The 24547-nt window shown below is 72.6% G+C and carries 25 protein-coding genes and 1 pseudogene; 18 read left to right on the forward strand and 8 right to left on the reverse strand.

All coding sequences use genetic code 11. The annotated features are described in order from the left end of the window. Window positions 1-234 precede the first annotated feature (234 nt). Window positions 235-2883: a SpoIIE family protein phosphatase gene (locus ACFQ9Z_RS07460; RefSeq protein WP_383013111.1), complete on the forward strand. Its 2649-nt coding sequence runs from the start codon at window positions 235-237 to the stop codon at window positions 2881-2883. Window positions 2884-2957: 74 nt separating this feature from the next. Here ACFQ9Z_RS07460 and ACFQ9Z_RS07465 read toward each other — a convergent pair whose 3' ends face one another. Further along, entirely contained in the window at window positions 2958-5753 is a 2796-nt protein-coding gene (locus ACFQ9Z_RS07465) for an aconitate hydratase (RefSeq protein ID WP_383012265.1), read from the reverse strand. Window positions 5754-6116: 363 nt separating this feature from the next. On the opposite strand from ACFQ9Z_RS07465, the gene ACFQ9Z_RS07470 reads away from it, so the two are divergent. Next, on the forward strand, window positions 6117-6314 hold the full coding sequence (locus ACFQ9Z_RS07470; RefSeq protein ID WP_383012268.1) for a DUF4236 domain-containing protein: 198 nt from the start codon (window positions 6117-6119) through the stop codon (window positions 6312-6314). Window positions 6315-6378: 64 nt separating this feature from the next. Then, window positions 6379-7908 (forward strand): helix-turn-helix domain-containing protein, encoded by a 1530-nt coding sequence (locus ACFQ9Z_RS07475; RefSeq protein WP_383012271.1) that lies wholly within the window; start codon window positions 6379-6381, stop codon window positions 7906-7908. Between the two features lie 121 nt (window positions 7909-8029). On the opposite strand, the gene ACFQ9Z_RS07480 is transcribed toward ACFQ9Z_RS07475, so the two are convergent. Both ACFQ9Z_RS07480 and ACFQ9Z_RS07485 read right to left on the reverse strand, forming a co-directional pair. Then, window positions 8030-8176 (reverse strand): hypothetical protein, encoded by a 147-nt coding sequence (locus ACFQ9Z_RS07480; RefSeq protein WP_383012274.1) that lies wholly within the window; start codon window positions 8174-8176, stop codon window positions 8030-8032. After that, complete coding sequence (locus ACFQ9Z_RS07485; RefSeq protein ID WP_383012277.1) at window positions 8173-9681, reverse strand: MFS transporter; 1509 nt, start codon at window positions 9679-9681, stop codon at window positions 8173-8175. The genes ACFQ9Z_RS07480 and ACFQ9Z_RS07485 overlap by 4 nt, the downstream gene beginning before the upstream one ends. 96 nt (window positions 9682-9777) lie before the next feature. On the opposite strand from ACFQ9Z_RS07485, the gene ACFQ9Z_RS07490 reads away from it, so the two are divergent. Beyond that, on the forward strand, window positions 9778-10266 hold the full coding sequence (locus ACFQ9Z_RS07490) for an anthrone oxygenase family protein (protein WP_383012280.1): 489 nt from the start codon (window positions 9778-9780) through the stop codon (window positions 10264-10266). Here ACFQ9Z_RS07490 and ACFQ9Z_RS07495 read toward each other — a convergent pair. The 3 genes from ACFQ9Z_RS07495 to ACFQ9Z_RS07505 form a co-directional block, all read right to left on the reverse strand. Beyond that, a complete protein-coding gene (locus ACFQ9Z_RS07495) occupies window positions 10215-10439 on the reverse strand; it encodes a DUF6059 family protein (protein WP_383012285.1) in 225 nt (74 codons plus the stop codon). The two genes, ACFQ9Z_RS07490 and ACFQ9Z_RS07495, sit on opposite strands and share 52 nt — an antisense overlap. Before the next feature lie 73 nt (window positions 10440-10512). After that, a complete protein-coding gene (locus tag ACFQ9Z_RS07500) occupies window positions 10513-11355 on the reverse strand; it encodes a BTAD domain-containing putative transcriptional regulator (RefSeq protein ID WP_383012288.1) in 843 nt (280 codons plus the stop codon). Next, on the reverse strand, window positions 11352-11861 hold the full coding sequence (locus ACFQ9Z_RS07505; RefSeq protein ID WP_383012291.1) for a flavin reductase family protein: 510 nt from the start codon (window positions 11859-11861) through the stop codon (window positions 11352-11354). The genes ACFQ9Z_RS07500 and ACFQ9Z_RS07505 overlap by 4 nt, the downstream gene beginning before the upstream one ends. A 457-nt stretch (window positions 11862-12318) precedes the next feature. Between ACFQ9Z_RS07505 and ACFQ9Z_RS07510 the strand changes: the two genes are divergently transcribed. From ACFQ9Z_RS07510 to ACFQ9Z_RS07575, 14 genes and pseudogenes are all read left to right on the forward strand, one after another. Next, window positions 12319-12645 (forward strand): TcmI family type II polyketide cyclase, encoded by a 327-nt coding sequence (locus ACFQ9Z_RS07510; RefSeq protein WP_383012294.1) that lies wholly within the window; start codon window positions 12319-12321, stop codon window positions 12643-12645. A gap of 88 nt (window positions 12646-12733) precedes the next feature. After that, the gene (locus ACFQ9Z_RS07515) at window positions 12734-13138 is read left to right on the forward strand and encodes a cupin domain-containing protein (protein ID WP_383012297.1); all 405 of its coding nucleotides are present in this window, start codon (window positions 12734-12736) and stop codon (window positions 13136-13138) included. Next, entirely contained in the window at window positions 13135-14412 is a 1278-nt protein-coding gene (locus tag ACFQ9Z_RS07520; RefSeq protein WP_383012300.1) for a beta-ketoacyl-[acyl-carrier-protein] synthase family protein, read from the forward strand. Before ACFQ9Z_RS07515 ends, ACFQ9Z_RS07520 begins: the two co-directional genes overlap by 4 nt. After that, window positions 14405-15655: a ketosynthase chain-length factor gene (locus tag ACFQ9Z_RS07525; protein WP_383012303.1), complete on the forward strand. Its 1251-nt coding sequence runs from the start codon at window positions 14405-14407 to the stop codon at window positions 15653-15655. The genes ACFQ9Z_RS07520 and ACFQ9Z_RS07525 overlap by 8 nt, the downstream gene beginning before the upstream one ends. Before the next feature lie 49 nt (window positions 15656-15704). After that, window positions 15705-15890 (forward strand): annotated as a pseudogene (locus ACFQ9Z_RS07530) (acyl carrier protein); the annotation flags it as partial. Between the two features lie 48 nt (window positions 15891-15938). Further along, the gene (locus ACFQ9Z_RS07535; RefSeq protein ID WP_383013114.1) at window positions 15939-16418 is read left to right on the forward strand and encodes an SRPBCC family protein; all 480 of its coding nucleotides are present in this window, start codon (window positions 15939-15941) and stop codon (window positions 16416-16418) included. After that, window positions 16415-17161: an SDR family NAD(P)-dependent oxidoreductase gene (locus ACFQ9Z_RS07540; RefSeq protein WP_383012306.1), complete on the forward strand. Its 747-nt coding sequence runs from the start codon at window positions 16415-16417 to the stop codon at window positions 17159-17161. The genes ACFQ9Z_RS07535 and ACFQ9Z_RS07540 overlap by 4 nt, the downstream gene beginning before the upstream one ends. Before the next feature lie 20 nt (window positions 17162-17181). Then, on the forward strand, window positions 17182-17505 hold the full coding sequence (locus ACFQ9Z_RS07545; protein ID WP_383012309.1) for a putative quinol monooxygenase: 324 nt from the start codon (window positions 17182-17184) through the stop codon (window positions 17503-17505). Further along, entirely contained in the window at window positions 17502-17822 is a 321-nt protein-coding gene (locus ACFQ9Z_RS07550; RefSeq protein WP_383012312.1) for an antibiotic biosynthesis monooxygenase family protein, read from the forward strand. The genes ACFQ9Z_RS07545 and ACFQ9Z_RS07550 overlap by 4 nt, the downstream gene beginning before the upstream one ends. Before the next feature lie 13 nt (window positions 17823-17835). Continuing rightward, window positions 17836-19071 carry an FAD-dependent monooxygenase gene (locus ACFQ9Z_RS07555; protein WP_383012315.1) on the forward strand — a complete coding sequence of 412 codons (1236 nt, stop codon included), beginning with the start codon at window positions 17836-17838 and terminating at the stop codon, window positions 19069-19071. A gap of 8 nt (window positions 19072-19079) precedes the next feature. Next, window positions 19080-19544: an anthrone oxygenase family protein gene (locus ACFQ9Z_RS07560; RefSeq protein ID WP_383012318.1), complete on the forward strand. Its 465-nt coding sequence runs from the start codon at window positions 19080-19082 to the stop codon at window positions 19542-19544. A gap of 163 nt (window positions 19545-19707) precedes the next feature. Next, window positions 19708-20541 (forward strand): SDR family NAD(P)-dependent oxidoreductase, encoded by an 834-nt coding sequence (locus ACFQ9Z_RS07565; RefSeq protein ID WP_383012321.1) that lies wholly within the window; start codon window positions 19708-19710, stop codon window positions 20539-20541. Window positions 20542-20667: 126 nt separating this feature from the next. Next, window positions 20668-21210, forward strand: a complete 543-nt coding sequence (locus tag ACFQ9Z_RS07570) for a cupin domain-containing protein (RefSeq protein WP_383012324.1) — start codon at window positions 20668-20670, stop codon at window positions 21208-21210. 198 nt (window positions 21211-21408) lie between these two features. Next, window positions 21409-23112: an NAD(P)/FAD-dependent oxidoreductase gene (locus tag ACFQ9Z_RS07575; protein WP_383012327.1), complete on the forward strand. Its 1704-nt coding sequence runs from the start codon at window positions 21409-21411 to the stop codon at window positions 23110-23112. A 104-nt stretch (window positions 23113-23216) separates the two neighbouring features. On the opposite strand, the gene ACFQ9Z_RS07580 is transcribed toward ACFQ9Z_RS07575, so the two are convergent. Further along, a complete protein-coding gene (locus ACFQ9Z_RS07580; RefSeq protein ID WP_383012330.1) occupies window positions 23217-23666 on the reverse strand; it encodes a nitroreductase family deazaflavin-dependent oxidoreductase in 450 nt (149 codons plus the stop codon). 5 nt (window positions 23667-23671) lie between these two features. After that, entirely contained in the window at window positions 23672-24457 is a 786-nt protein-coding gene (locus ACFQ9Z_RS07585; protein ID WP_383012333.1) for an SDR family NAD(P)-dependent oxidoreductase, read from the reverse strand. Window positions 24458-24547: the final 90 nt, after the last annotated feature.

Below are 24547 nucleotides of genomic sequence, written 5' to 3' on the forward strand. Positions count from 1 at the left end.
GTTTATGGGAGCGCTCCCACCCCTGACTCGTGAAGTTAGCGCGCGCGGCACCCGCTGTAAACGCCTGCCGCGACACCTGTGACACGGCACTGACGAGAGGGGCGGGGCGCACGGGGACGCCGGGGCGGGGTCGTCCACAGCTGGGAACGAACGTAGCCACCGCCAATCACCCAGTGCTAAAAATGTCACATGTCGGACCGATTCGGCCGATTCAGGCGCGTGTCCTGGCGCTCCATGGTCGGCAAGAGCCCACGCAGCGTCGCCGGACAGGTCTTCCTCCTGCAGGCGGCCCTCGTGATCATCCTCGTGGTCTGCGCCGTCATCGCCCTGGTACTGCAGTCGGAGCGGGACACCATCACGGAGGCCAAGCGCCGGTCCATAGCCGTCGCACAGACCTTCGCCCACTCGCCGGGCGTCCAGCAGGCACTGGACGGCCCCGATCCCTCGAAGGTCCTCCAGCCCCTCACCGAGGCGGGACGCAGGGCCGCGGGCGTCGACTTCATCGTGGTCATGGACACCAAGGGCATCCGCTACACGCATCCGATCCCGAGCCGCATCGGCAAACGGTTCGTGGGCCGGATCGGCCCCTCGCTGGCCGGCCGGGTCTACACCGAGAGCGTCCACGGCCCGCTGGGCCACGAGGTGCAGGCGACGGTGCCGGTCCGCGACGCCGGCGGCAAGGTGACCGGCCTGGTCTCCGCCGGCCTGAAGGTCAAGAACGTCACCAGCGAGGTGGACCGGCAGCTCCCGATCATCCTGGGCGCCGGGGCCGGCGCGCTCGTGCTGTCGACCGGCGGGACGGCCCTGGTGGGCCGGCGGCTGCGGCGGCAGACCCACAGCCTGGCCCCGGACGAGATGACCCGTATGTACGAGCACCACGACACGGTGCTGCACTCGGTGCGCGAGGGCGTGCTCATCGTCGGCCAGGACGGCCGGCTGCTGCTGGCCAACGACGAGGCCAGGCGGCTGCTGGAGCTGCCCCCGCAGGCCGAGGGACGCCATGTGCGGGAGCTGTCCCACCTCGAGCCCGAGACGGTGGAGCTGCTCGGCTCCGGGCGCGAGGCCAGCGACGAGGTGCACTTCGCCGGCGGGCGGCTGCTCGTGGTCAACCAGCGGCCCACCGACGGCGCGGGCGCGTGCGGCGGGACCGTGGTGACGCTGCGCGACTCCACCGAGCTCCAGGCGGTCTCCGGCCGGGCCGAGGTCGCGAGGGAGCGGCTCGAGCTGCTGTACGACGCGGGCCTGTGCATCGGGACCAGCCTGGACGTGGTCCGCACCGCCGAGGAGCTGGCCGCGGTCGCCGTGCCCCGCTTCGCGGACTTCGTCACCGTGGACCTGGCCGACAACGTGCTGCACGGCGAGGAGCCGGCCCCCACCGCGACGGACATCCGGCGGGTCGCCGTGCACGGCATCCGGGAGGACCACCCGCTCTACGAGAAGGGCCGGCTGATCGACTTCCTGCCCACCACCCCGCAGGCGCGCGGTTACGGCGCCGGGCGCTCCGAGCTGGTGCCCAGCCTGTCGACCGCCGAGGGCTGGCAGGCCCAGGACCCCTCGCGCACCCGGCGAATACTGGACTACGGCATCCACTCGCTCATCGCCGCCCCGATCCAGGCGCGCGGTGTCGTCCTGGGCATGGCCAACTTCTACCGCTCCAAACAGGAGCCGTTCGACGAGGAGGAGCTGTCGCTGGCGGACGAGCTGGTGGCACGGGCGGCGGTCAGCATCGACAACGCCCGCCGGTACACCCGCGAGCACGCCCTCGCGGTCACCCTGCAGCGCAGCCTGCTGCCGCGGGCGCTGCCCGAGCAGAGCGCCCTCGACGTCGCCTACCGCTACCTCCCGGCGCAGTCCGGCGTGAGCGGGGACTGGTTCGACGTGATCCCGCTCCCCGGGGGCCGGGTGGCGCTGGCCGTGGGCGACGTGGTCGGGCACGGGCTGCACGCGGCCGCGACGATGGGCCGGCTGCGGACCGCGGTGCACAACTTCTCCACCCTCGACCTGCCGCCGGACGAGCTGCTCAGTCATCTGGACGACCTGGTCGGCCGCATCGACCAGGACGAGGCGCGCGCCGAGGCGGCCGCGGAGATCGTCGGCGCCACCTGTCTGTACGCGATCTACGACCCGGTGACCCGCCGCTGCGTCATGGCGCGGGCCGGGCACCTGGCGCCCGCGCTGGCCTACCCCGACGGCCGGGTCACCTTCCCCGACGTGCCGGCCGGGCCGCCGCTGGGCCTGGGCGGCATGCCGTTCAGGACGGCCGAGCTGGAGCTGCCCGAGGGCAGCCGCCTGGTCCTCTACACCGACGGGCTCATCGAGGACCGCAGGCGCGACCTGGACGTGAGCATGGAGCTGCTGCGCCAGGCGCTGTCCGGCCATCCCGACCGCTCACCGGAGGAGAGCTGCCGGGCGGTGCTGGACGAACTGCTGCCCGAGCGCCCCAAGGACGACGTGGCCCTGCTGATCGCGCGCACCCGGGCGCTGCCGCCGGAGAACGTCGCCGACTGGGACGTGCCGCGGGACCCGGCGGCCGTGTCGGGGATGCGCGGCGCCGTGTCCGCCAAGCTGGAGGAGTGGGGCCTGTCGGAGCTGGGGTTCGGCATGGAGCTGGTCCTCAGCGAGCTGATCACCAACGCCATCCGCTACGGCTCGGACCCGATCCATGTGCGGTTGATCCGGGACCGGGTGCTGATCTGCGAGGTGGCCGACGGCAGCAGCACCTCGCCGCACCTGCGGTACGCGGCGACCACCGACGAGGGAGGCCGGGGCCTGTTCCTGGTCTCCCAGATGACCGAGCGCTGGGGCACCCGGTACACGCCCCAGGGCAAGGTGATCTGGGCGGAGGTGGCGCTGCCGGACCTCTCGGCGCTCCTCGGGGAGTGAGCAGCGGAGACGGCGCGAGGGCCGCACCCCCGACTGCCGGGGGTGCGGCCCTCGTCCGCACTGTGCCGTGCCGCTTACTTGCGGATCAGGCTGCGCAGCACGTACTGCATGATGCCGCCGTTGCGGTAGTAGTCGGCCTCACCGGGGGTGTCGATGCGGACGACCGCGTCGAACTCCACGCCCGTGTCCGTGGTGACCTTCACCGTGCGCGGGGTGGTGCCGTCGTTGAGCTCCTCGACGCCGGTGAAGGAGAAGGTCTCCTCGCCGGTCAGGCCGAGGGACTCGGCGGACTGGCCCTCGGGGAACTGCAGCGGCAGGACGCCCATGCCGATCAGGTTCGAGCGGTGGATGCGCTCGTAGGACTCGGCGATGACGGCCTTGACGCCGAGCAGCGCGGTGCCCTTGGCGGCCCAGTCGCGGGACGAGCCGGAGCCGTACTCCTTGCCGGCCAGGACGACCAGCGGGATGCCCTGCTCGATGTAGTTGCGGGAGGCGTCGTAGATGAACGACACCGGACCGCCGTCCTGCGTGAAGTCGCGGGTGTAGCCGCCCTCGGTGCCCGGCGCGATCTGGTTGCGCAGGCGGATGTTGGCGAACGTGCCGCGGATCATGACCTCGTGGTTGCCCCGGCGCGAGCCGTAGGAGTTGAAGTCACGACGCTCCACACCGTGCTCGGTGAGGTACTGGCCGGCCGGGGTGTCGGCCTTGATGGCGCCGGCCGGGGAGATGTGGTCGGTGGTGACCGAGTCGCCCAGCTTGGCGAGCACGCGCGCGCCGGCGATGTCCTCGACCGGGGCCGGCTCCATGCCCATGCCCTCGAAGTACGGGGGCTTGCGGACGTAGGTGGACTGCGGGTCCCACTCGAAGGTGTTGCCGGTCGGGACCGGGAGGGACTGCCACTGGGCGTCGCCGGCGAAGACGTCGCTGTAGGACTTGGCGAACATGTCCTCGCCGATGGCGTTGGCGACGACGTCGTTGACCTCGGCCTCGGAGGGCCAGATGTCCTTCAGGAAGACCGGGTTGCCGTCGGTGTCGGTGCCCAGCGGCTCGCGGGTGATGTCCACCTTCATGGAGCCCGCCAGCGCGTACGCGACGACCAGCGGCGGGGACGCCAGGTAGTTCATCTTGACGTCGGGGTTGATGCGGCCCTCGAAGTTCCGGTTGCCGGAGAGGACCGAGGTGACGGCGAGGTCGTGGTCGTTGACGGCCTTGGAGACCTCCTCCGGCAGCGGGCCGGAGTTGCCGATGCAGGTGGTGCAGCCGTAGCCGACCAGGTTGAAGCCGACCTTGTCGAGGTAGGGGGTCAGGCCCGCCTTCTCGAAGTAGTCGGTGACGACCTTGGAGCCCGGGGCGAGGGTGGTCTTGACCCACGGCTTGCGGGTCAGGCCCTTCTCGACCGCCTTCTTGGCCACCAGGGCGGCGGCGACCATGACGTACGGGTTGGAGGTGTTGGTGCAGGAGGTGATGGCCGCGACCGTCACCGCACCGTGGTCCAGCTCGTACGAGGTGCCGTCGGGGGCGGTGACGGTGACCGGGTTGGACGGGACGGACCCGGCGCCCTGGCCGTGCCGCGGGGCGCCGGCGCCGTTCTCCTCGTGGCCGTAGGCCGGCGCGTCGGAGGCCGGGAAGGACTCGGCGCTGGCCTCGTCGACCACGGAGGCGGCGGCGGCCGGCGTCTGGGCGACGGGGGCCTCGACGTAGTTCAGGATGTCCTTGGCGAACTGGTCGGCGGCCTCGGCGAGGACGATGCGGTCCTGCGGGCGCTTCGGGCCGGCGATGGACGGCACGACGGTGGACAGGTCGAGCTCGAGCTTCTCGGAGAAGTCCGGCTCGGCCTTCGGGTCCAGCCAGAGGCCCTGCTCCTTGGCGTACGCCTCGACGAGCGCGACCTGCTGGTCGCTGCGGCCGGTCAGGCGCAGGTAGTTCAGGGTCTCGTCGTCGATCGGGAAGATCGCGGCGGTGGAGCCGAACTCCGGCGACATGTTGCCGATGGTGGCGCGGTTGGCCAGGGAGGTGGCGGCGACGCCCTCGCCGTAGAACTCGACGAACTTGCCGACCACACCGTGCTTGCGCAGCATCTCGGTGATGGTGAGCACGAGGTCGGTGGCGGTGGTGCCGGGCTGCAGCTCACCGGTGAGCTTGAAGCCGACGACGCGCGGGATGAGCATGGAGACCGGCTGGCCGAGCATGGCGGCCTCGGCCTCGATGCCGCCGACGCCCCAGCCGAGCACGCCGAGGCCGTTGACCATCGTGGTGTGCGAGTCGGTGCCGACCAGCGTGTCGGGGTACGCCTGGCCGCCGCGGACCATGACGGTGCGGGCCAGGTGCTCGATGTTCACCTGGTGCACGATGCCGGTGCCCGGCGGGACGACCTTGAACTCGTCGAAGGCGGTCTGGCCCCAGCGCAGGAACTGGTAGCGCTCCTTGTTGCGGCCGTACTCCAGCTCGACGTTCTGCTTGAAGGCGTCGTTGGTGCCGAACTTGTCGGCGATGACGGAGTGGTCGATGACCAGCTCGGCCGGCGCCAGCGGGTTGATCTTCGCCGGGTCGCCGCCCAGCTCCTTCACGGCCTCACGCATGGTGGCGAGGTCCACCACGCAGGGGACACCGGTGAAGTCCTGCATGATCACGCGGGCCGGCGTGAACTGGATCTCCTGGGAGGGCTGGGCCTGGGAGTCCCAGCCGCCGAGGGCGCGGATGTGGTCGGCGGTGATGTTCGCGCCGTCCTCCGTGCGGAGCAGGTTCTCCAGCAGGACCTTGAGGCTGTACGGCAGGCGAGCGGAGCCCTCCACCTTGTCCAGCCGGAAGATCTCGTACGACTCGTCGCCCACCTGCAGCGTGCTGCGGGCGTCGAAGCTGTTCGCCGACACGACAGTCTCCTTCATTGATGTGCGCGTACCACCGTCAATCGTGCCGCCACGCCGGCTCGGCCGTTCCAGTGAGGTCAGGCTAAGTTAGGCAAGCCTTATCCCAGGTGGCGACTACGGTGCGCCTCGGCAGATATCTCGATGTCGAGATAACTCTAGTACATGGGGGCCGACTGGTCATGTCCGGCCGCACCCGGCCCCCGCCGTTTTTCGGTGGCGTCCGCCACAGCGCGGCACCCGGACACCGGGCGGACCGGCGCACACCGGACACCCCCGCACCCGTCCGCGGCCGTGCGCCATCTCCGCGCGGTTACGGGGTATCCGGGGTGGAGCGGCCAGATCCGCGATCCACCGAAGGAGGCATCCATGCCGCTCACGTTCCGCAAGAGCTTCCGGATCCTGCCCGGGGTGCGGCTGAACATCAACCGGCACTCCTGGTCCATCACCACCGGCGGCAAGCACGGGCCGCGACACACCCACAGCAGCACCGGACGACGTACGACATCAGTGGATTTGCCTGGACCTTTCGGGTGGCGCCGCACCCGTACGAGCAGGGACCATTGACGGAGCATCACCCGAACGGACCCCCCAAGAGGCACCATCTCATATCTGAGATAACCTCAGCCTCATGGCAGACGACTACCTCGTACGCATCGGCAAGCTCATCCGTGACGCCCGGCAGCACCGTGGCTGGACACAGGCACAGCTCGCGGAGGCGCTCGGCACCAGTCAGAGCGCCGTCAACCGCATCGAGCGCGGGAACCAGAACATCAGCCTTGAGATGATCGCCCGGATCGGTGAGGCCCTGGACAGCGAGATCGTGTCGCTGGGCTACGCGGGTCCGATGCACCTGCGGGTGGTCGGCGGTCGCCGGCTGTCCGGCGCCATCGACGTCAAGACCAGCAAGAACGCGTGCGTGGCCCTGCTGTGCGCCTCACTGCTGAACAAGGGGCGCACGGTGCTGCGCCGGGTGGCCCGGATCGAGGAGGTGTACCGCCTGCTGGAGGTGCTCAACTCCGTCGGCGTGCGCACCCGCTGGATCAACGACGGCGTCGACCTCGAACTCGTCCCGCCGGCCGAGCTGGAGATGGCGGCGATCGACGCCGAGGCGGCCGTCCGCACCCGCTCCATCATCATGTTCCTCGGTCCGCTGCTGCACCGCATGGACCGCTTCAAGCTGCCGTACGCCGGCGGCTGCGACCTCGGCACGCGGACCATCGAGCCGCACATGATCGCGCTGCGCCGGTTCGGCCTCGACGTCGCGGCCACCGAGGGCCAGTACCACGCCCAGGTGGACCGCGCCGTCCGCCCCGACCGCCCGATCGTCCTGACCGAGCGCGGCGACACGGTGACCGAGAACGCGCTGCTGGCCGCCGCCCGGCACGACGGCGTGACGGTCATCCGCAACGCCTCCTCCAACTACATGGTGCAGGACCTGTGCTTCTTCCTCGAGGCGCTGGGCGTCAAGGTGGAGGGCATCGGCACCACCACGCTGACCGTGCACGGCGTCCCGAACATCGACGTGGACGTCGACTACTCCCCCTCCGAGGACCCGGTCGAGGCGATGAGCCTGCTGGCCGCCGCCGTGGTGACCGAGTCGGAACTGACGGTGCGCCGGGTGCCCATCGAGTTCCTGGAGATCGAGCTGGCGGTCCTGGAGGAGATGGGCCTCGACCACGACCGGTCGCCGGAGTACTTCGCCGACAACGGCCGCACCCGCCTGGTCGACCTCACCGTCCGCCCCTCCAAGCTCGAAGCCCCGATCGACAAGATCCACCCCATGCCCTTCCCGGGCCTGAACATCGACAACGTCCCCTTCTTCGCGGCCATCGCCGCGGTGGCCTCCGGCCAGACCCTGATCCACGACTGGGTCTACGACAACCGCGCGATCTACCTGACCGACCTCAACCGCCTCGGCGGCCGTCTGCAGCTGCTGGACCCGCACCGCGTCCTGGTCGAGGGCCCGACCCGCTGGCGGGCCGCCGAGATGATGTGCCCGCCGGCCCTGCGCCCGGCGGTCGTCGTCCTGCTCGCGATGATGGCGGCCGAGGGCACCTCGGTCCTGCGCAACGTGTACGTCATCAACCGGGGTTACGAGGACCTGGCGGAGCGGCTGAACTCGGTCGGGGCGCAGATCGAGATCTTCCGGGACATCTGAGGCGCCCGCGCGTAAGGGCGCGGCGGGTCGCCCCGGCGGCCTGCCGCCGGTGGAAGCCGTCCGGCCCGTCCGTCCGTGGAGTGCGGGCGGGCGGGCCGGAGGCCGGGGCCGGGCGGGCCTGTCAGGGTGTGAGCGCCGCCGGGGTCGCGCCGCCGCCCAGCGGGGACCCCTGCTGGCTCTCCACCAGGTCGCGGTAGTGCGCGTCGGTGGCGATGAGTTCGGCGTGGGTGGCGGTCGCGGCCGCACACGGGCCCGCGGCGGCCGTCATCGCGTCCGGTCGGAGGGCTTGTCCGGTTTGCCGGCGGTGACCACGAAGGCCATGATCAGAGCGCCGGTGAGGAACACCCCGGCCCCGCAGGCCAGGGCGCGCGTGTAGCCGTACGTCATGGCCTCCTGGGCCCGCCTGACGAGGGCGGTGTCGCCGTCGTCCACCGCGTCCAGGTACACCAGGCCGGCCCGCGGCAGGCGGGTGTCGGCGACCGTGGCCGCCAGCATGGCGAGGCTCGCCACGCCGAAGGCGCCGCCGAGCTGCTGGGCCGTGTTGAGGAGGCCGGAGGCGCTGCCCGAGTCGGACTCGTCGACCCCGCTCACCGCGCCGAGCGTCAGCGGCACGAAGCAGCAGCCGAGGCCGGCTGCGGTGAGGAACATGGCGGGCAGCAGGGTGCCCGTGTAGGAGGAGTGCGGGGTCAGCCGGCTCAACCACAGCATCCCGGCGGCGGCGACCGCGAGGCCGGGCGCCGCCACCAGCCGGGGCGGCAGCCTGACCACGAGTTTCGAGGCGACCGGGGCCATGATCCCGATGCCGGCGCTGAACGGCAGGTAGGCGAGGCCGGTCCGGACCGCGCCGTAGTCCAGCACGTGCTGCATGTAGAAGGTCAGGAAGTAGAAGGTCGAGAACATGCCGAACCCGGTGAGGAACAGCGTCGCGTAGGTGCCGGCGCGGCTGCGGTCCCGCAGGACGCGCAAGGGGAGCATGGGGTGTGCGCTGCGGGTCTGCCGCTCCATGAACACCACCAGCAGCACCGCGGCGGCCGCGATGTACACGGCCGTGACCAGGCCGGTCCAGTGGGTCTGCCCGCCGCGGGTGACCCCGTAGATCAGGCAGAGCAGTCCGGCCGTGCCGGCCGCCGCGCCCACGACGTCGAGCCCGCCGTCGTCGCGGTCGGCCTCCTCGAGCACCGAGGTCCCGGCCAGCACGCCGATGCCGATGGGGATGTTCACCAGCAGCACCCAGCGCCAGTCGAGGTACTCGGTGAGCAGCCCGCCGAGGATCAGGCCCAGCACCGAACCGACGCCGGCCATCGCGGCGTACGTGCCCATGGCCCGGTTGCGCTGTCTGCCCTCGGGGAAGTTCGTCGCGATCAGCGCCAGCGCCGTGGGCGCCGCGACGGCCGCGCCCAGGCCCTGGAGCACCCGGGCGCCGATGAGCAGCGCGGCGCCGGGGGCCAGGCCGCCGAGCGCGGAGGCCAGGACGAAGGTCACGATGCCGAGCCGGAACACGCGGCGGCGGCCGAAGAGGTCGCCCGCCCGCCCGCCGAGGAGCATCAGTCCGCCGAAGGCGACCGCGTACGCGTTGACCACCCAGGCCAGACCGCTGTCCGACATGCCCAGCCCGCTCTGGATGCTCGGCAGCGCGATGTTCACGATGGTGGCGTCGAGCACCACCATCAGCTCCGCGGCGGCGATGACCAGCAGGGCGAGCACCGGACGGCGGCTGAACCCCCCGGCGGCCGCCGCGTCGGGGCCCGCGCCGGTCTGTAGTGCTGATGACATGGGACCTCCAGGTCGTGGGCCCCCGCTACCGTGGACTCCTCGTCCCCGCGGCGACGTGTGCAGCAAGAGCCGGATTGCTCAACTGAGGGAAATGAAATGCGTGTTCGCGTCACGAAGGCCATTGCGGTCACCGCCACCGGACTGCTCGCCGGCGCGTTCGGCTACGGCGCGGTCAATCTGGGCCCGACCTTCTGGAGCGTGCCGCTGGAGACGCGGCTGTCGTTCCACGCCGAACTCATGAAGATGAACTCGCCGGTGATGCTGACGGCGATGGGCACCGCCACCGCCGGCTCACTGGCGCTGGCCCTGCAGACGAGGGGCCGCGAGCGCCTGCTCGCGGCCGGGGCGACGGCGCTGACCGCGACGTCGTTCCTGGTGACGCGTTTCGGGAACGTCCCGATCAACGCGCGGATCAAGACCTGGGCGGTCACCTCGGCACCGGCCGACCACGTCGAGATCCTGCACCGCTGGGACCTGTTCAACCGGACGCGGACCGCCACGGCCGTGGCCGCCTTCGTCCTGCTCGTCATCGCTCAGAGCGCCTCGGGGCCGCGCGTGACCCCTTCGGACAGGCCTTCGAGCTGACGGTCGAGAGCCAGCTCCGTCTCGGTCAACGGCTGGTTCCAGAGCATCCGTTCGGGGTGCCCGGGCACCGCCGGCGGGCCGGTGTCCGGGGTGGGGATGAAGAACTGGCTCTGGCCGTAGGCGGTGAAACTGTCCGCGCAGAAGCGCCACAGGGACCTCAGGAACAAACGCATGGGAACATCGTGGCCGGTCATGGAAAAGCAGGGATAAAGCCCGGATTTCCTCATGACCGGCCGTCGGCCGCCGCTAGGCGGACGCTCGCATCGCGGTGTGGAACGCCTTGTCGTCGGCGAGCACCGTCTGGTGCGCCATGCGCAGTTCCAGACCCGGTTCGATGCCGAGCTCCTCGATGAGGTGCGCCCGTGTGCGGCGGTAGGAGGCGAGCGCGTCACCGCTGCGGCCGCTGCGGTGCAGCACCGTCATGAGCCGGGCGCAGAAACCCTCGCTGAGCGGGTTCTCCGCCACCAGCCTGCTGAGTTCGCCGATGAGTTCGAGGTGCCGGCCCAGCTCCAGGTCCAGGTCGATGCGCCGCTTGAGCGCGGTCATCCAGGCCTCGTCGTACTGCAGCGCGGTGCCGGACAGCGCCGAGCTCTCCCGCAGGCCCTCCAGCGTGGGCCCGCGGCGGAGGTCCAGGGCTTCCCGGTACTGCCTGGAGGCCAGTTCGTGGTGGCCCGCCGCCGCGGACTCCGCGGCCATCGCGCACAGCCGGTCGAAGCACACGGTGTCGAGGATGCCCTCGTTGACCTGGAGCTGGTACCCGGGCGCCCGGGTGCGCAGGGTGCACCAGCGGCCGTCCAGCTCGTGCCGGATCAGGAACTTGCGCAGCTGCGAGACGTACACGCGCAGGGCGGCCAGTGCCGTGGTCGGCGGCCTGTCCCCCCACAGCTCCCGGATGAGGGCCTCGTTGGACACCGTCGCGTTGGGCCGGACCAGCAAGGCGGCCAGGAGCTGCCGCAGCTTGCGCTGGGGCAGGGCGACCTCGGACGAGCCCACGACGATCTCCAGCGGGCCCAGCAGACGCAGCGCGACCCCGCGCGGGGTGACGTCCGCGAGCCCGCGGGCCGGCTGCTCCCCGATGGTGAGGGTCATCCCAGCACCTCCAGACGCGGGTGGCCGCTGCGGAAGTACGTCAGCGGCTGCTCCTCGCGCAGCAGGCCCAGGTCGACCACCTCGCCGACGACGATGGTGTGGTCCCCGCCGGGAAAGGTGGTGTGCAGCCGGCAGTCGAGGAAGGCCAGCGCGTCGCCGAGGACCGGGGAGCCGGTCGCGCCGGCGCCGTGCGGCAGGCCGCCGAAATCCGCGGTGTCGCGGCGCGCGAACGCACGGCACAGGGCCGCCTGGTCGGCCGCCAGAATGTTGACGGCGAAAGCGCCGGCTTTCTCGACCGCGGTGAGCGCCCGTGAATCCCGGTGCATGCAGAACAGCACCAGGGCCGGGTCGAGGGAGACCGAGGTGAAGGAATTCACCGTGACTCCTACCGGGCCCTCCCCGTCGGCCCCCCGGCACGTCACCACGGCGACTCCGGTCGGATAACGGCCGCAGACCTCGCGCAGCGCCCGTGTCTCCACGGGCGCTGCGCCCCTATCTCCAGTCATGGAAACGGTCAAGCTGTCCAACGTGTTTCCCCCTAGAAATACCGCGCTCACCTCTCTCGCCGGCGCGAAGCGTGCACCGGGAACGGGCTGCGCTTCACCCGACCCTAACGAGGCCGCTCGGCACCGCCTACGTCCCAAAGGACGACACGGGACGTACTTTCGGCCGGGCCGCCCCTACCTGAGCACGGCGCTGATCACGTAACCCCTGCTCAGGGACTGGTCGGGAGGACGATTCGAGCCAGGCCGCCACCCCTGACTGGGCAATCTGGGAGAGCCGGCGGCCGGGCCCGGACCAGGGCCGCCGCCACGGCCGCGGCCCCGGCCGCCGCGCGGCGCCCACGTGCCCCCGGCTTTTTTCCCGGCCGTTTTTCCCTGCCCTCATCCGCGCTTTATCGTCCCGGGTGAATCTGTTTCGGCCGGTCATCGAGCGACCGGACCCGGAACGGAAGGAATCCGAATGCGCAGCACTCTCATCGTGGCTCGCATGAAGCCGTCCGCCGACGCCGACGTGAAGCGCATCTTCGCCGAATCCGACGCCGGCGAACTTCCCCGTCTGATCGGTGTGAGGGAACGCAGGCTGTTCCGATTCCACGATCTCTACATGCATTACATGGCGTCCGACGAGGACGTGCGCGGGCCGATATCCGAATTGAAGGGGCACAAGCTCTTCGCCGATGTCAGCGAGCGGCTGCGACCCTACATCGCGGCGTACGCCCCGGAGACGTGGCGCGGCCCGCAGGACGCCATGGCCCACGAGTTCTACACCTGGCGCGCGGAGGGCTGAGACAGCCCGCGCCCGCACGGCCCGGCGACGAACCGTCACCGGTTGGGGGGCCCGCACCGCCGGTGCGGGACAGCGAGAGGAGGCTGGCGTGGCCAGCGAAGGCATGACCAAGATCGCGGCGAAGGACGTCGAGTCCAACCGGCGCCGGGGCGGTGACCTGCGCACGCTGCTCAGCCCGGCGACCGCGCAGGCCACCGCGGGCTTCATGGGGGTGCTCACCCTGCAGCCCGGCGAGGTCGTCACCGAGCACTACCACCCGTACTCCGAGGAGTTCCTGTACCTGGTCAGCGGCGACCTGCTGGCGAGGATCGACGGGGAGCCCGTCCCGCTCGCCGCGGGCGAGGCGCTGCACCTGAAGACCAACGTCCGTCACCGGCTGGAGAACCAGGGCACGCAGCCGGCCTTCATGGTCTTCCAGCTCGGCCCGCTGGCGCCCCGGCCCGAACTGGGCCACGTCGACACCGAGCCCCTGCCGGGCCAGGAGCCGGCGTGACCGGGCGCAGGGCCGTCATCACCGGGATCGGGGTCGTGGCTCCGGGTGACGTCGGCACCAAGGCCTTCTGGCAGTTGCTGACCGACGGCCGTACCGCCACCCGCACCATCTCCCGCTTCGACGCATCGGCGTACCGCTCGAGGATCGCGGCGGAGTGCGACTTCGACGGCGTCACCGCGGGGCTGACCGCGGAGGAGGCCGGACGCATGGACCGCGCCGCGCAGTTCGCCGTGGTCGCCGCCCGGGAGGCGCTGGCCGACAGCGGCGCCGTGACCGAACGGGTGCCGCCGCACCGCGTCGGCGTCTCGATCGGCAGCGCGGTGGGCGCGACCAGCACACTGGAGCAGCAGTACGTCCGGGTCAGCGACCGCGGCGGCAACTGGGTCGTGGACGCCTCGGACCCGTACCCGCACCTGTACGCGGCGCTGGTCCCGGGCACGCTCGCCAAGGAGGTGGCGTGGACCGCGGGCGCCCAGGGGCCGGTCCGGGTCGTCTCGACGGGCTGCACCTCGGGGCTCGACTCCGTGGCCCAGGGCGCCCAGTTCATCGAGGACGGGTCGGCGGACGTCGTCCTGGCCGGCGCCACCGAGGCGCCCATCTCCCCGATCACCGTGGCCTGTTTCGACGCGATCAGGGCGACCTCGCCCAACAACGACGATCCCGAGCACGCCTCGCGGCCCTTCGACCGCGACCGGGACGGCTTCGTGCTCGGTGAGGGCGCGGCCGTGCTGGTGCTGGAGGACGAGGAGTCCGCGCGGCGCCGAGGTGCCCGGGTGTACTGCGAGGTGGCGGGATACGCCCAGCGCAGCAACGCCTTCCACATGACCGGCCTGCGCCCGGACGGCAGGGAACTCGCCGAGGCGGTGCGGGTGGCGCTGGATCGCGCGCGGGTGCCGGCCGAGGCCGTGGACTACGTCAACGCCCACGGTTCCGGCACCCGCCAGAACGACAGGCACGAGACGGCCGCGGTGAAGATCTCGCTCGGCGAGCACGCGTACCGCGTCCCGATGAGCTCCATCAAGTCGATGGTGGGCCACTCCCTGGGTGCGATCGGCGCCCTGGAGGTCGCCGCCTGCGCCCTCGCCATCGAGCAGGACACGATCCCGCCCACCGCCAACCTCCGCACCCGGGATCCCGAACTCGGCCTCGACTACGTGCCGCTCACGGCCCGTGAGCAGCGGACCGACACCGTGCTCAGCGTGGGCAGCGGCTTCGGCGGGTTCCAGACGGCGGTGGTGCTCACCGCGCCGGGGAAGGCGGGCCGCGATGACTGACAGGGCGGCGGCCACGCGCCGTGCGGTGGTCACCGGTATCTCGGCGGTGGCGCCGAACGGCGTCGGCGTCAAGGAGTTCCGCGAGGCCGTGCTGGAGGGCCGCGGCGGCCTCGGCCCGGTGACGCACTTCGACGCGGACGGCTTCCCCGTGCGGACCGTCGGCGAGGTCTTCGCGGAGGGCAACCTGCCCGGTATCGATCCCCGGCTGGCGGTGCAGACCGACCGCTGGAGCCAGTTCGCGCTGCTCGCGGCGGAGGAGGCGCTGGCCGACGCCGGGGTGCGCCCCGGCGAGTTCTCCCCGTACGACCTCGGCGTCGTCACGGCGTCCTCCTCCGGGGGCAACGCCTTCGGCCAGCGCGAGATCGCGGCGCTGTGGTCGAAGGGGCCCCGGCACGTCGGCCCGTACCAGTCCATCGCCTGGTTCTACGCGGCCACCACCGGGCAGTTGTCCATCCGGCACGGCATGCAGGGACCGTGCGGTGTCGCCGTCGCCGAGCAGGCCGGCGGCCTGGACGCGATCGCGCAGGCCCGCCACGCGCTCCGGCGGGGCGACGCCAGAGCCGTTCTGACCGGCGGCACCGAGGCGCCGCTGAGCCCGTACGCGCTGACCTGCCAGACCACCTCCGGGCGGCTGAGCGACAGCGCGGACCCCGAGCGCGCCTACCTGCCGTTCGACGCGGCCGCCCGGGGCCATGTGCCGGGCGAGGGCGGCGCGATCCTCGTGCTGGAGGACGAGGAGAGCGCGCGCGGACGCGGCGTCGAGACCCCCTACGGCGAGATCGCGGGCCACGGAGCCACCTTCGACCCCGCTCCCGGCGCACCGGGGGCCGGCACGGGCGACGCGCTGCGCCGGGCCGTGCTGCTCGCCCTGGCCGACGCCCGGGTCCGGCCGGAGGAGGTGGACGTCGTCCTCGCGGACGCGGCCGGCACCCCCGAGCTCGACCGCGCCGAGGCGGACTGCCTGGCCGCGGTCTTCGGACCGCGCGCCGTGCCGGTCACGGCGCCCAAGGCGCGCTACGGGCGGCTGTACGCGGGCGGCGCGCCGCTCGACGTGGTGACCGCACTGCTCGCCCTGCGCGAGCAGGTCGTCCCGCCGACCGGGCCGGGCGTCGTGGCGGACCCCTCCTACCGCCTCGACCTGGTCACACGGCCGCGGCCCGCACGGCTGCGCACGGCCCTGGTCGTCGCCCGCGGCCACGGCGGCTTCAACTCCGCGCTCGTCGTCCGGGACCTCCGGGCGTGACGACGCACCAGACGAACTCCCACCCGCGCGACAGCGAAAGGACCCGCCCATGACCGCGGCGCCCCTTGAGTACGACTTCTTCCTGACCATCGTCGAGCAGTGCACCGGCGTCTCGCTGGACACGCTCCGGACGGACGACCCGGCCGCGAGCGTGGTCGACCTGGGCATCGACTCGCTGGGCCTGATCAACGTCCTCACCGAGGTGGAGAACCGCTACGACATCCGCCTGGACGCCGAGGGCCTCACCCGCCTCCCGGAGGTCTGCGCCCTGATCAACGAGCAACTGCGGCCGGCGGCCGCCCGCACCGAGAACGGCATCGTCATCGACGCGCCGTTCGACCTGGTCTGGGAGATGACCAACGACGTGGCGAACTGGCCGAAGCTGTTCGACGAGTACGCCTCGGCCGAGATCCTGGACCGGCGGGGCGACACGGTGCGCTTCCGTCTCGCCCTCCACCCGGAGGCCGACGGCAAGGTCTGGAGCTGGGTCTCCGAGCGCGTCATGGACCGCGCCGGCCGGACGGTCAGGGCGCACCGGGTGGAGACCGGTCCGTTCGCCTTCATGAACATCCACTGGACGTACGAGGAGACCGGCGCCGGCGTGGAGATGCGCTGGCGGCAGGAGTTCCACATGAAGCCGGACGCCCCGGTGGACGACGCAGCCATGACCGAGCGCATCAACCGGAACTCGAAGGTGCAGCTGGCGCTCATCAAGGAGCGGGTGGAGGCGGCCGCCCGCGCCGGTGCGGCGGTGGCCCGGTGAGCGGCCTGGACTTCGGGCTCAAGGGCCGGCACGCCCTCGTCACCGGCGGCGCCCGCGGCATCGGGCGGGCCACCGTGCTGGCCCTGGCGGAACAGGGCGCCACGGTGACGGCCTGCTACGTCAACGGCGGCGAGCAGGCCGAGACGCTGCGCGCGGAGCTGGCGCAACTGGGCGCCGACGGCACCCTGGTCCGCTGCGACGTCGCCGACCACGAGCAGGCCGCCCGGCTCGCGGCCGAGGCGCACGAGCGGTACGGGGCGATCGACGTCGTCGTGAACAACGCCGGAGTCATCAGCCACCTTCCGCTCGCGGACCTGCCACCCGACGAGTGGCACCGCGTCCTCGACACCAACCTGTCGGGCATGTACCACGTGATCCGCGGGGCGCTGCCCCACCTCGCCGGGACCGCGTCGATCGTCAACATCAGCTCCGCCGTGGCCCACCACGGCATGCCGGGCGCCGCCCACTACGTGGCGTCGAAGGCCGGTGTGATGGGCCTGACCCGGGCGCTGGCCAAGGAGCTGGGCCCGCGCGGCATCCGGGTCAACTGCGTCGCCTCCGGACTGGTCGAGACGGACCAGATGAAGGCCGTCACCGCCGAGGGCCGGGCCGCCTACGAACAGCGGATCTCGCTGCGCCGGCTCGGCCGGCCCGCGGAGATAGCCGACACGGTGCTGTTCCTGGCCTCGGACGCCGCCCGCTACGTCACCGGCGCGACGCTCGACGCCGACGGTGGCATCTGACCCGGAGGGGACCGTACGCCGTGCTCCGCACCGTGCTGGAGATGACCGTCCGGGAGGGCTGCGAGGACGAGTTCCGCGCGGCCTGGCTGGAGACGGCGCGGGCCGCCGCGCGACTGCCGGGCTCGGTGGCCCAGTCGCTGCTGCGGGACCCGCGCGATCCCAGGACGCATCTGGTGATGGCCGACTGGGCCGACCGGGAGGCCCTCGAGGCCTTCCAGAACGGCCCCGAGAGGGAGCGGCTCAGCGCCCGGCTGGAGCCGTTCCGTGAATCCGCCCGCAAGCACGTGCTCGACGTCGTCGAGCACGTGCCGGGCGCCGCATCGACGAAAGGTGGTCCGTCGTGACCGTACGCATCATGGTTTCCGCCCGTGTCCAGGAGAAGGACCGGGAGGCCTTCGAGGAGGCCTACCGGCAGGTCACCGCCGCGGTCAAGGGCACCCCCGGGCACCTGCGCGACGAGCTGCTGCACGACGCCGAGCAGCCCGGCCGCTACGTCCTGCTCGCCGAGTGGGAGAGCGAGGAGGCGTTCCGCGCCTGGGAGGACGCCCCCTCCCACCGCGAGACGGCGGCCCCGATGTACCCGTACTGGAGCGGCGGCGACATCGAGCGGCGCATCTTCGACCTGCGCGCCCGGCTCGACGGCGTGCCGTCGCGGGCCTGAGCGGGCCGGCTCCATGGCGACCATCGGCAAGGCCCTGGTGATCGGGGCCGGCATAGGCGGGCTCACCACGGCGGCGGGCCTGCTGCGGCAGGGCATCGAGTGCGAGGTCTTCGAGGCCCGTCCCAGCCCCGGCAGGCTGCTGACGGGCGGTGGGTTCATGCTGTGGCACAACGCCTTCCTGGCGCTGCGGCGGATCGGGCTCGACGAGGCCGTCGCCGCCGGGGCGGTGCGCATGCGCTTCCACGAGTTCCGCTCCGACTCCGGCCGGCGCCTCGCGCGATGGCCGCTGGACGGGCCGACGCAGCGGGCCGGCGCGCCGGCCTGTGCGCTGCGCCGGTCCGTGCTGCACACGGTGCTCACCGAGGCCGTCGGTGAGCACCGGATCCGCCTGGGCCGCCGGCTGACCGGCTGCGCCGAGGACGCCGACGGCGTCGTCGCGCACTTCGAGGACGGGTCCACCGCCCGGGGCGACGTGCTGGTGGGGGCGGACGGCCTGCGCTCCACCGTGCGCACGTCGATGCGGGGCGGGTTCGAGCCGCCGCCGCGGTACGCCGGTTACACGGCCTGGCAGGCCGTCACCCGGCTGCCCGGGGAGTCGCTGGTGCCCACCGGCACCTTCTTCAACCTGTGGGGCAAGGGCGGGCTGCGCTTCCTGTACTGCCGGCTCAACGAGGAGGAGGTCTACTGGGACGCCATCACCAGTGACAGGGCGGCGGCCGGCATCGACACCCTGCGCCTGACCCGGGGAGCGGCGCTGTCGGCCGCCTACCGCGACTGGCCGGACCCGGTCGGCGAGATCATCTCCTCGACCGGCGAGGAGGCGATCCTGCCGGTGCCCATCCATGACAGGCCGCCGGCCGGCGGCTGGAGCAAGGGCCGGGTGGTGCTCGTCGGTGATGCCGCCCATCCGATGACCCTCAACCTCAGCCAGGGCGCCGGGCAGGCCATCGAGAGCGGCGTGGTGCTCGCCGACATGCTGGGGCGCTGCGAGCCGGACGACGTGCCCGCGACGCTGCGGGCCTTCGAGGAAGCGCGCCGGCCCCGGGCCGCCGACATGGTGACGACGTCCTGGCGGATCGGCACGCTGGGGCTGGCGCACAGCGCCGCGCTGTGCCGGCTGCGCGACGTGATGATGTACGCGTTCTTCGACTCGGTCGCGCGTGCCCAGAGCTACTCGCTGATGCTGGACGACCGGCTGGAGCGGGCTCCCCTGCGGACGGCCGAGCCGCTCGGCCGCCGGGCGGGGTGAGCCGGCCCGTGCTGGTCGCCCTTCTGGCCGTCGTCTTCCTGCTGTGCACGGGGGTCCTCGCGGGCGCCCTGATCGCGGTGGAGCGCGCCGTCGTGCCGATGCTGCTGCGGCTGCCGCGGCAGACGTGGTCCGACGTGCACCGGTTGCTCGACCCCGGGTTCGACCCGCTGATGCCGACCGTCAACAAGGTGGGCCTGGCGGCCGGTCTCGGCCTCGCCGTGCTGGCTCCCGGCGCCGCCGCGAAGGCCGCCTTCGCGGCGGCGCTGGCCGCGGTGGCCGGCGTCGCCCTGGTGTCGGAGCTGCGCAACGTCCGGATGAACCGGCGGATCGACGACTGGGCCGCGGCCGGGGAGATCCCCGGCGACTGGGCCGCGCTGCGGGCCCGCTGGGCGCGCGCCAACCTGCTGCGGACCTGCTTCGCCGCTCTGGCGTTCTGCGTGGCGCTGGGCGGCTGCTGGCTGGTGTGGGCCTGAGCGGGCCCCGCACCGCCCGGCGCTGCCCGCCTCCGCACCGCCCGGCGCTGCCCGCCCCCCGCGCCCGCGCGTCGCGTACCGGCGCGTTCCCTGCCCGCTGTTCGTCCCGCGGCCGACGTCGTCCCGGGACGTCTACACCTTCCCGATGTGAGGAGCTGATCCGGTGAATCCGGCAGACAAGGAGCGCGCACCGCGCGCCTTCGCACCCGAGGCCGCCGGGCGGACGCCCGGACCCCCCGAGTTCCCCGGCCGGGTCGCCCTGGTCACCGGCGCCGCCCGCGGCATCGGCGCGGCGACCGCCCGCCTGCTGGCGGCCCGCGGGGCCCGCGTCGCGGTCAACTACCACAAGAGCGCGGACCGGGCCGAGGAGGTCGTGGCCGTGATCCGGCAGCACGGCGGGGAGGCGGTGGCCGTCCAGGGCGACGTCACCGACCCCGACGGGGTGTCGGCCCTGGTCGGGGCCGTCGGGTCCGAACTGGGCCCGATCGACGTCCTGGTGCTCAACGCCGCCGGCCTTGGCGCCCACGAGGCGCGCATCGCCCCGGCGGCCGACCTGGCCTGGGAGGACCTCGAGCACGTGGTGAACCGGCAGCTCAAGGCGCTGTTCCTGAGCGTGCGCGCGGTGCTGCCTGACATGACCGCCCGGGGCGGCGGCTCGGTGGTGGCGGTCGGCGCGGCGCTCGCCCGCCGGCCGGCCCCGCGGTTCCTGCCGCTGGCCGTGGCCAAGGCCGGCGTGGAGGCCGCAGTGCGCACCCTGGCCCTGGAGGCGGGCCCGCACGGGGTGCGGGTCAACGCGGTGGAGCCGAACCTGATCCTCACCGAACTCGCCCGCTTCATCCCCGAGGAGCAGCGCCGGGCCGCCGCCGAGCGCGCCGCGCTGCGGCGCAACGGCACCCCGGAGGACGTCGCCGAGGTCATCGCGTTCCTCGCCTCCGACCGCGCCGCGTACCTCACGGGGAGCTGCCTCGTCGCGGACGGCGGCACGGCGCTCGCCTGACCGCACCGGGCGGCGGCCGCCCGCCGGCCGGATTTTCCCCGTCTTTATCACCGCCTTTGCGGCCGCTGGTTGCCTGTCACCACGGTCGCCGTCCGCCCCGGACGAACCCAGCGAGAGGAATGAACCGTGTCGAAGACCGAACGGAAGGTCGTCAGCCGCGACGACGTCGAGCCCGTCTGCTGGTTCGGCGAGGAGGGCCGGTTCCTGCTGCGCAAGGAGGACACCGGCGGGCTGTACAGCTTCTACCAGATCACCACGCAGCCGGGCAGCGGCCCGCCGCTGCACGTCCACGAGAGCGCCGACGAGGCGTTCTACGTCAGCCAGGGCACCTACGAGTTCGAGGTCGGCGGGGTCACCGAGACGATCGGCGAGGGCACCGTGATCTACGGTCCGCGCGGGGTGCCGCACCGCTTCCTCAACGTCGGCGACGAGCCTGGCCGGCTCCTCGTCATCGCGACACCCGGCGGAGTGGAGAACTTCTTCATCGGCCTGTCCGAACTCGTCTCCGGCGGGGGCATGCCGGACTGGGAGAAGATGCAGCAGCTCGCCAACGACAACGAGATGCGCGGCTTCATGCCGCAGCCCGGCGCCCGCGGCGACCTCGGCGGGCCGTCCGCCGGACCGCACGGCCGCCCGGGCGCCCCGGCGGGCGCCCCGGCCCGCGGCTGACCCCCGGCCCCGGCCCGCGGCTGACCCCGGCCCCGGGCCGGCCGCCGCCTTCCGGCGCCGGGCCGCGCCGCACCTTCGCCGCCCCGGCCCGCACACCACCGGCCGGGGCAGCGCGCCGTCCCGCGCCGCCCCGGCCGGCCCCGGCGCGCCCCAGGCGCCCACCCGCTTCCAGTCCGACCCGTCCGACCAGGAGGACACATGCCCGGACAACCCTCCGGCGACCGCGCCGGCCTGCGGCTCGCCGCGCCACCCCCGCACGACGTGATCATCCTGGGTTCCGGCATCGCCGGGTCGACCCTGGGCGCCATCCTCGCGAAGCAGGGCGTATCCGTCCTGCTCCTGGACGGCGGCACCCATCCCCGGTTCGCCGTGGGCGAGTCGACGACGCTCTACACCCTGAAGGTCTTCCGGCTGCTCGCCCGCCGCTACGGCGTTCCCGAGCTGGAGTCGCTGACCTCCAGCGACGGCATCCGCGACGACATCGCGCCGACCTCCGGCACCAAGCGGCACTTCGGCTTCATCCGGCACGAGGCGGGCAAGGAGCCGGATCCGGCGGAGTTCCTGCAGTTCAGCCCGCCGTCCAAGGCCCTGCAGACCGGCCACCTGTTCCGGCAGGACACCGACGCCTACCTCTTCCACACCGCCATCCGCTACGGCTGCGACGTCCGGCAGGCGTTCCGCGTCGAGGACGTCGAGCTGGCCGCGGACCACGTGGCCGTGACCGGGGCGAACGGCGAGCGCCACGAGGGCCGTTACCTGGTCGACGCCAGCGGCTTCCGGTCACCGGTCGCCGAGAAGCTCGGGCTGCGCCGGCCGCCGGAGTCGCTCAGGCACCACTCCCGTTCCATGTTCACCCACATGCTGGGCGTGCGGCCGACCGACGAATGCCTGCGCGTGGGGCCGGAGGACGCGCCGCCGATCCCGTGGGTCGAGGGCACCATGCACCACCTCTTCGACCGCGGCTGGTTCTGGTCGATCCCGTTCAACAACACCGCGGGATCGAGGAATCCGCTGGTCAGCGTGGGGCTGACGCTGGACGAGCGGAAGTACCCGAGGAACCGCGACATCTCGCCGGAGCAGGAGTTCCGTGAGTTCGCCTCGCGCTTCCCCGCGGTGGAGCGGATCTTCGCGGACGCCCGCACCGTACGGCCCTGGGTGTCGGCCGACCGGATCCAGTACTCCTCGACGCGGTCCGTGGGCCACCGCTGGTGCCTGATGTCGCACGCCGCCGGGTTCATCGACCCGCTGTACTCGCGCGGTCTCACCAACACCGGTGAGGTGGTCAACTCCCTGGCCTGGCGGCTGCTCGAGGCGCTCGCCGAGGACGACTTCGACGAGGAGCGCTTCCGGTACGTCGACGAGCTCCAGCAGGGGCTGATCCGGTACAACGACGAGCTCGTCGACTGCTCCTTCGTGTCCTTCCAGGACCACTCGCTGTGGAACGCCGTCTACCGCGTCTGGTGCGCCGCGGAGGTGCCGATCAACCTGCGCTTCGACCGTTTCACCGAGCGCTTCACGGAGTCCGGCGACGACGGCGTGCTCCGCGCGATGGAGAAGGCGGACCACCCGGGTCTGCCGGTCCCCGGGTCCCCCGGCTACAAGGCGCTGTTCGACGACATGGTGCGCATCTGCCAGGCGGTCGACCAGGGCGAGCGCACCGCGGCGGACGCGGGCGCCGAGCTGCTGAAGACCGTGGTCGAGGCGCCCGTGGTGCTGGACCACCTGGGGCTGCGCGACCCCGAGTGCCGGTTCGTCTTCCCCATGCCCGACGATCTGCGGCGGATGGCCGAGTGGCTGCGTCACGAGGGACCCGGCGAGCTGCGTTACCTCATCACCGGAGTCGACGCGGCCGGTGCCCCGCTGCCGGCCGAGCCGGACGCCGAGAAGGCGCTGCCGCACTGACCCGGGGCGACGCGTCACGGCGGTGAGCGGGCGGATCCCCACGGCTTCGTGGGACCGCCCGCTCACCGCCGTGCGCGGCCCGCGGTTGCGCAGCGGGCCGTGCCTCAGGGCGTGCGGGGGACGACGCGGAAGACCGGGCAGCGGGCGGCGGCCGCCGCGAAGTGCTCCGGGGAGCCGGACTCGACCAGCCCGTTGCGCACGAAGGCGTCCGCGCCCCGCGGCACCTGGCCGGGGAACTCCCGCAGCACGCGGCCGCGTTCCTCCACCGGCAGCTCCACGAGGTCCACCCGCTGCGCGCGCCGGCCCCGGGCCAGCACCCCGTGTCCCGCGGCCCGGGCGTTCGCGACCCAGTCGGACCGCGGGTACGCCTGCAGGACGTAGCGGACGCCGTCGACGACCACCGGGGCGACGGGAGTGGTCCGGGGCAGGCCGCTCCTGCGGCCGGGCACCGTGAGCAGGTGCATGGGCCCGAAGGGCAGCCCCAGCCGGTGGAGGAGGACGACGGCCTTGTTGCGGACCCGGTGCCGCAGCGGCAGGGAGCGGCGGGCGGCCATCCGGCTCACCTGTCGTGGACGCGTCGCGTGATGGCCCGCACCACGGACCTCGGCATCGCCCGCATGAGGGGGAGCCTGATCCGGTACGCCAGCCCCGGCACGGTGGAGGCCCGGCCCTCGGCCACCGCCTCCAGCCCCGCCCGGGCCACCTGTTCGGCCGTCAGCCACTTCATGTCGGGCAGCGCGTCGGCCGGCACCCCGGCGGCCTCGTGGAACCCGGAACGGGTCAGGCCGGTGTGCACGGTGGTGACGTGCACGCCGTGCCGGGCCACCTCCATGGCCAGGCTCTCCCCCAGCGACGACAGGAAGGCCTTCGAGGCGGCGTAGGTCGCGGAGCGCGGCTTGGGCAGGACGGCGACGAGCGAGGAGACGTTCACGATGCCGCCGGCGCCGCGGGCGATCATGCCGGGCAGACAGGCGCGGGACAGCCGCAGCGGGACGACCGCGTTGAGCACCGCCGTGTGCAGCTCGCGTTCGGCGGGCAGCTCCGCGAAGTAACCGGAGCCGCTGGAACCGGCGTTGTTGACCAGCAACTCCACCGGCCGGGCGGGATCGGTGAGCCGTTCCTCGGCGAGGGCGAGCTGCTTCTCGTCGGTGAGGTCGAGCCGCAGCACCTCCACGGTGACACCGTGCGCGGACTCCAGGTCGCTCGCGAGCCGCTCGAGCAGGTGCCCGCGCCGCGCCACGAGGACGAGGTCGACGCCCTGTTCCGCGAGGAGCCTGGCGAACCCCTCGCCGATACCGCTCGACGCCCCGGTCACCATCGCCGAGGCGTACGGAAATCGCCGCATGACATTCCTCGAATCTGTTGGGAATTACGACTGGATACGCCCCGACACATTAACCGCAGAAACAAGTGACGAGCCAGCGAATGGCGGACT

The organism is Streptomyces sp. NPDC056580 (assembly GCF_042793175.1).
Classification (GTDB): Bacteria; Actinomycetota; Actinomycetes; order Streptomycetales; family Streptomycetaceae; genus Streptomyces.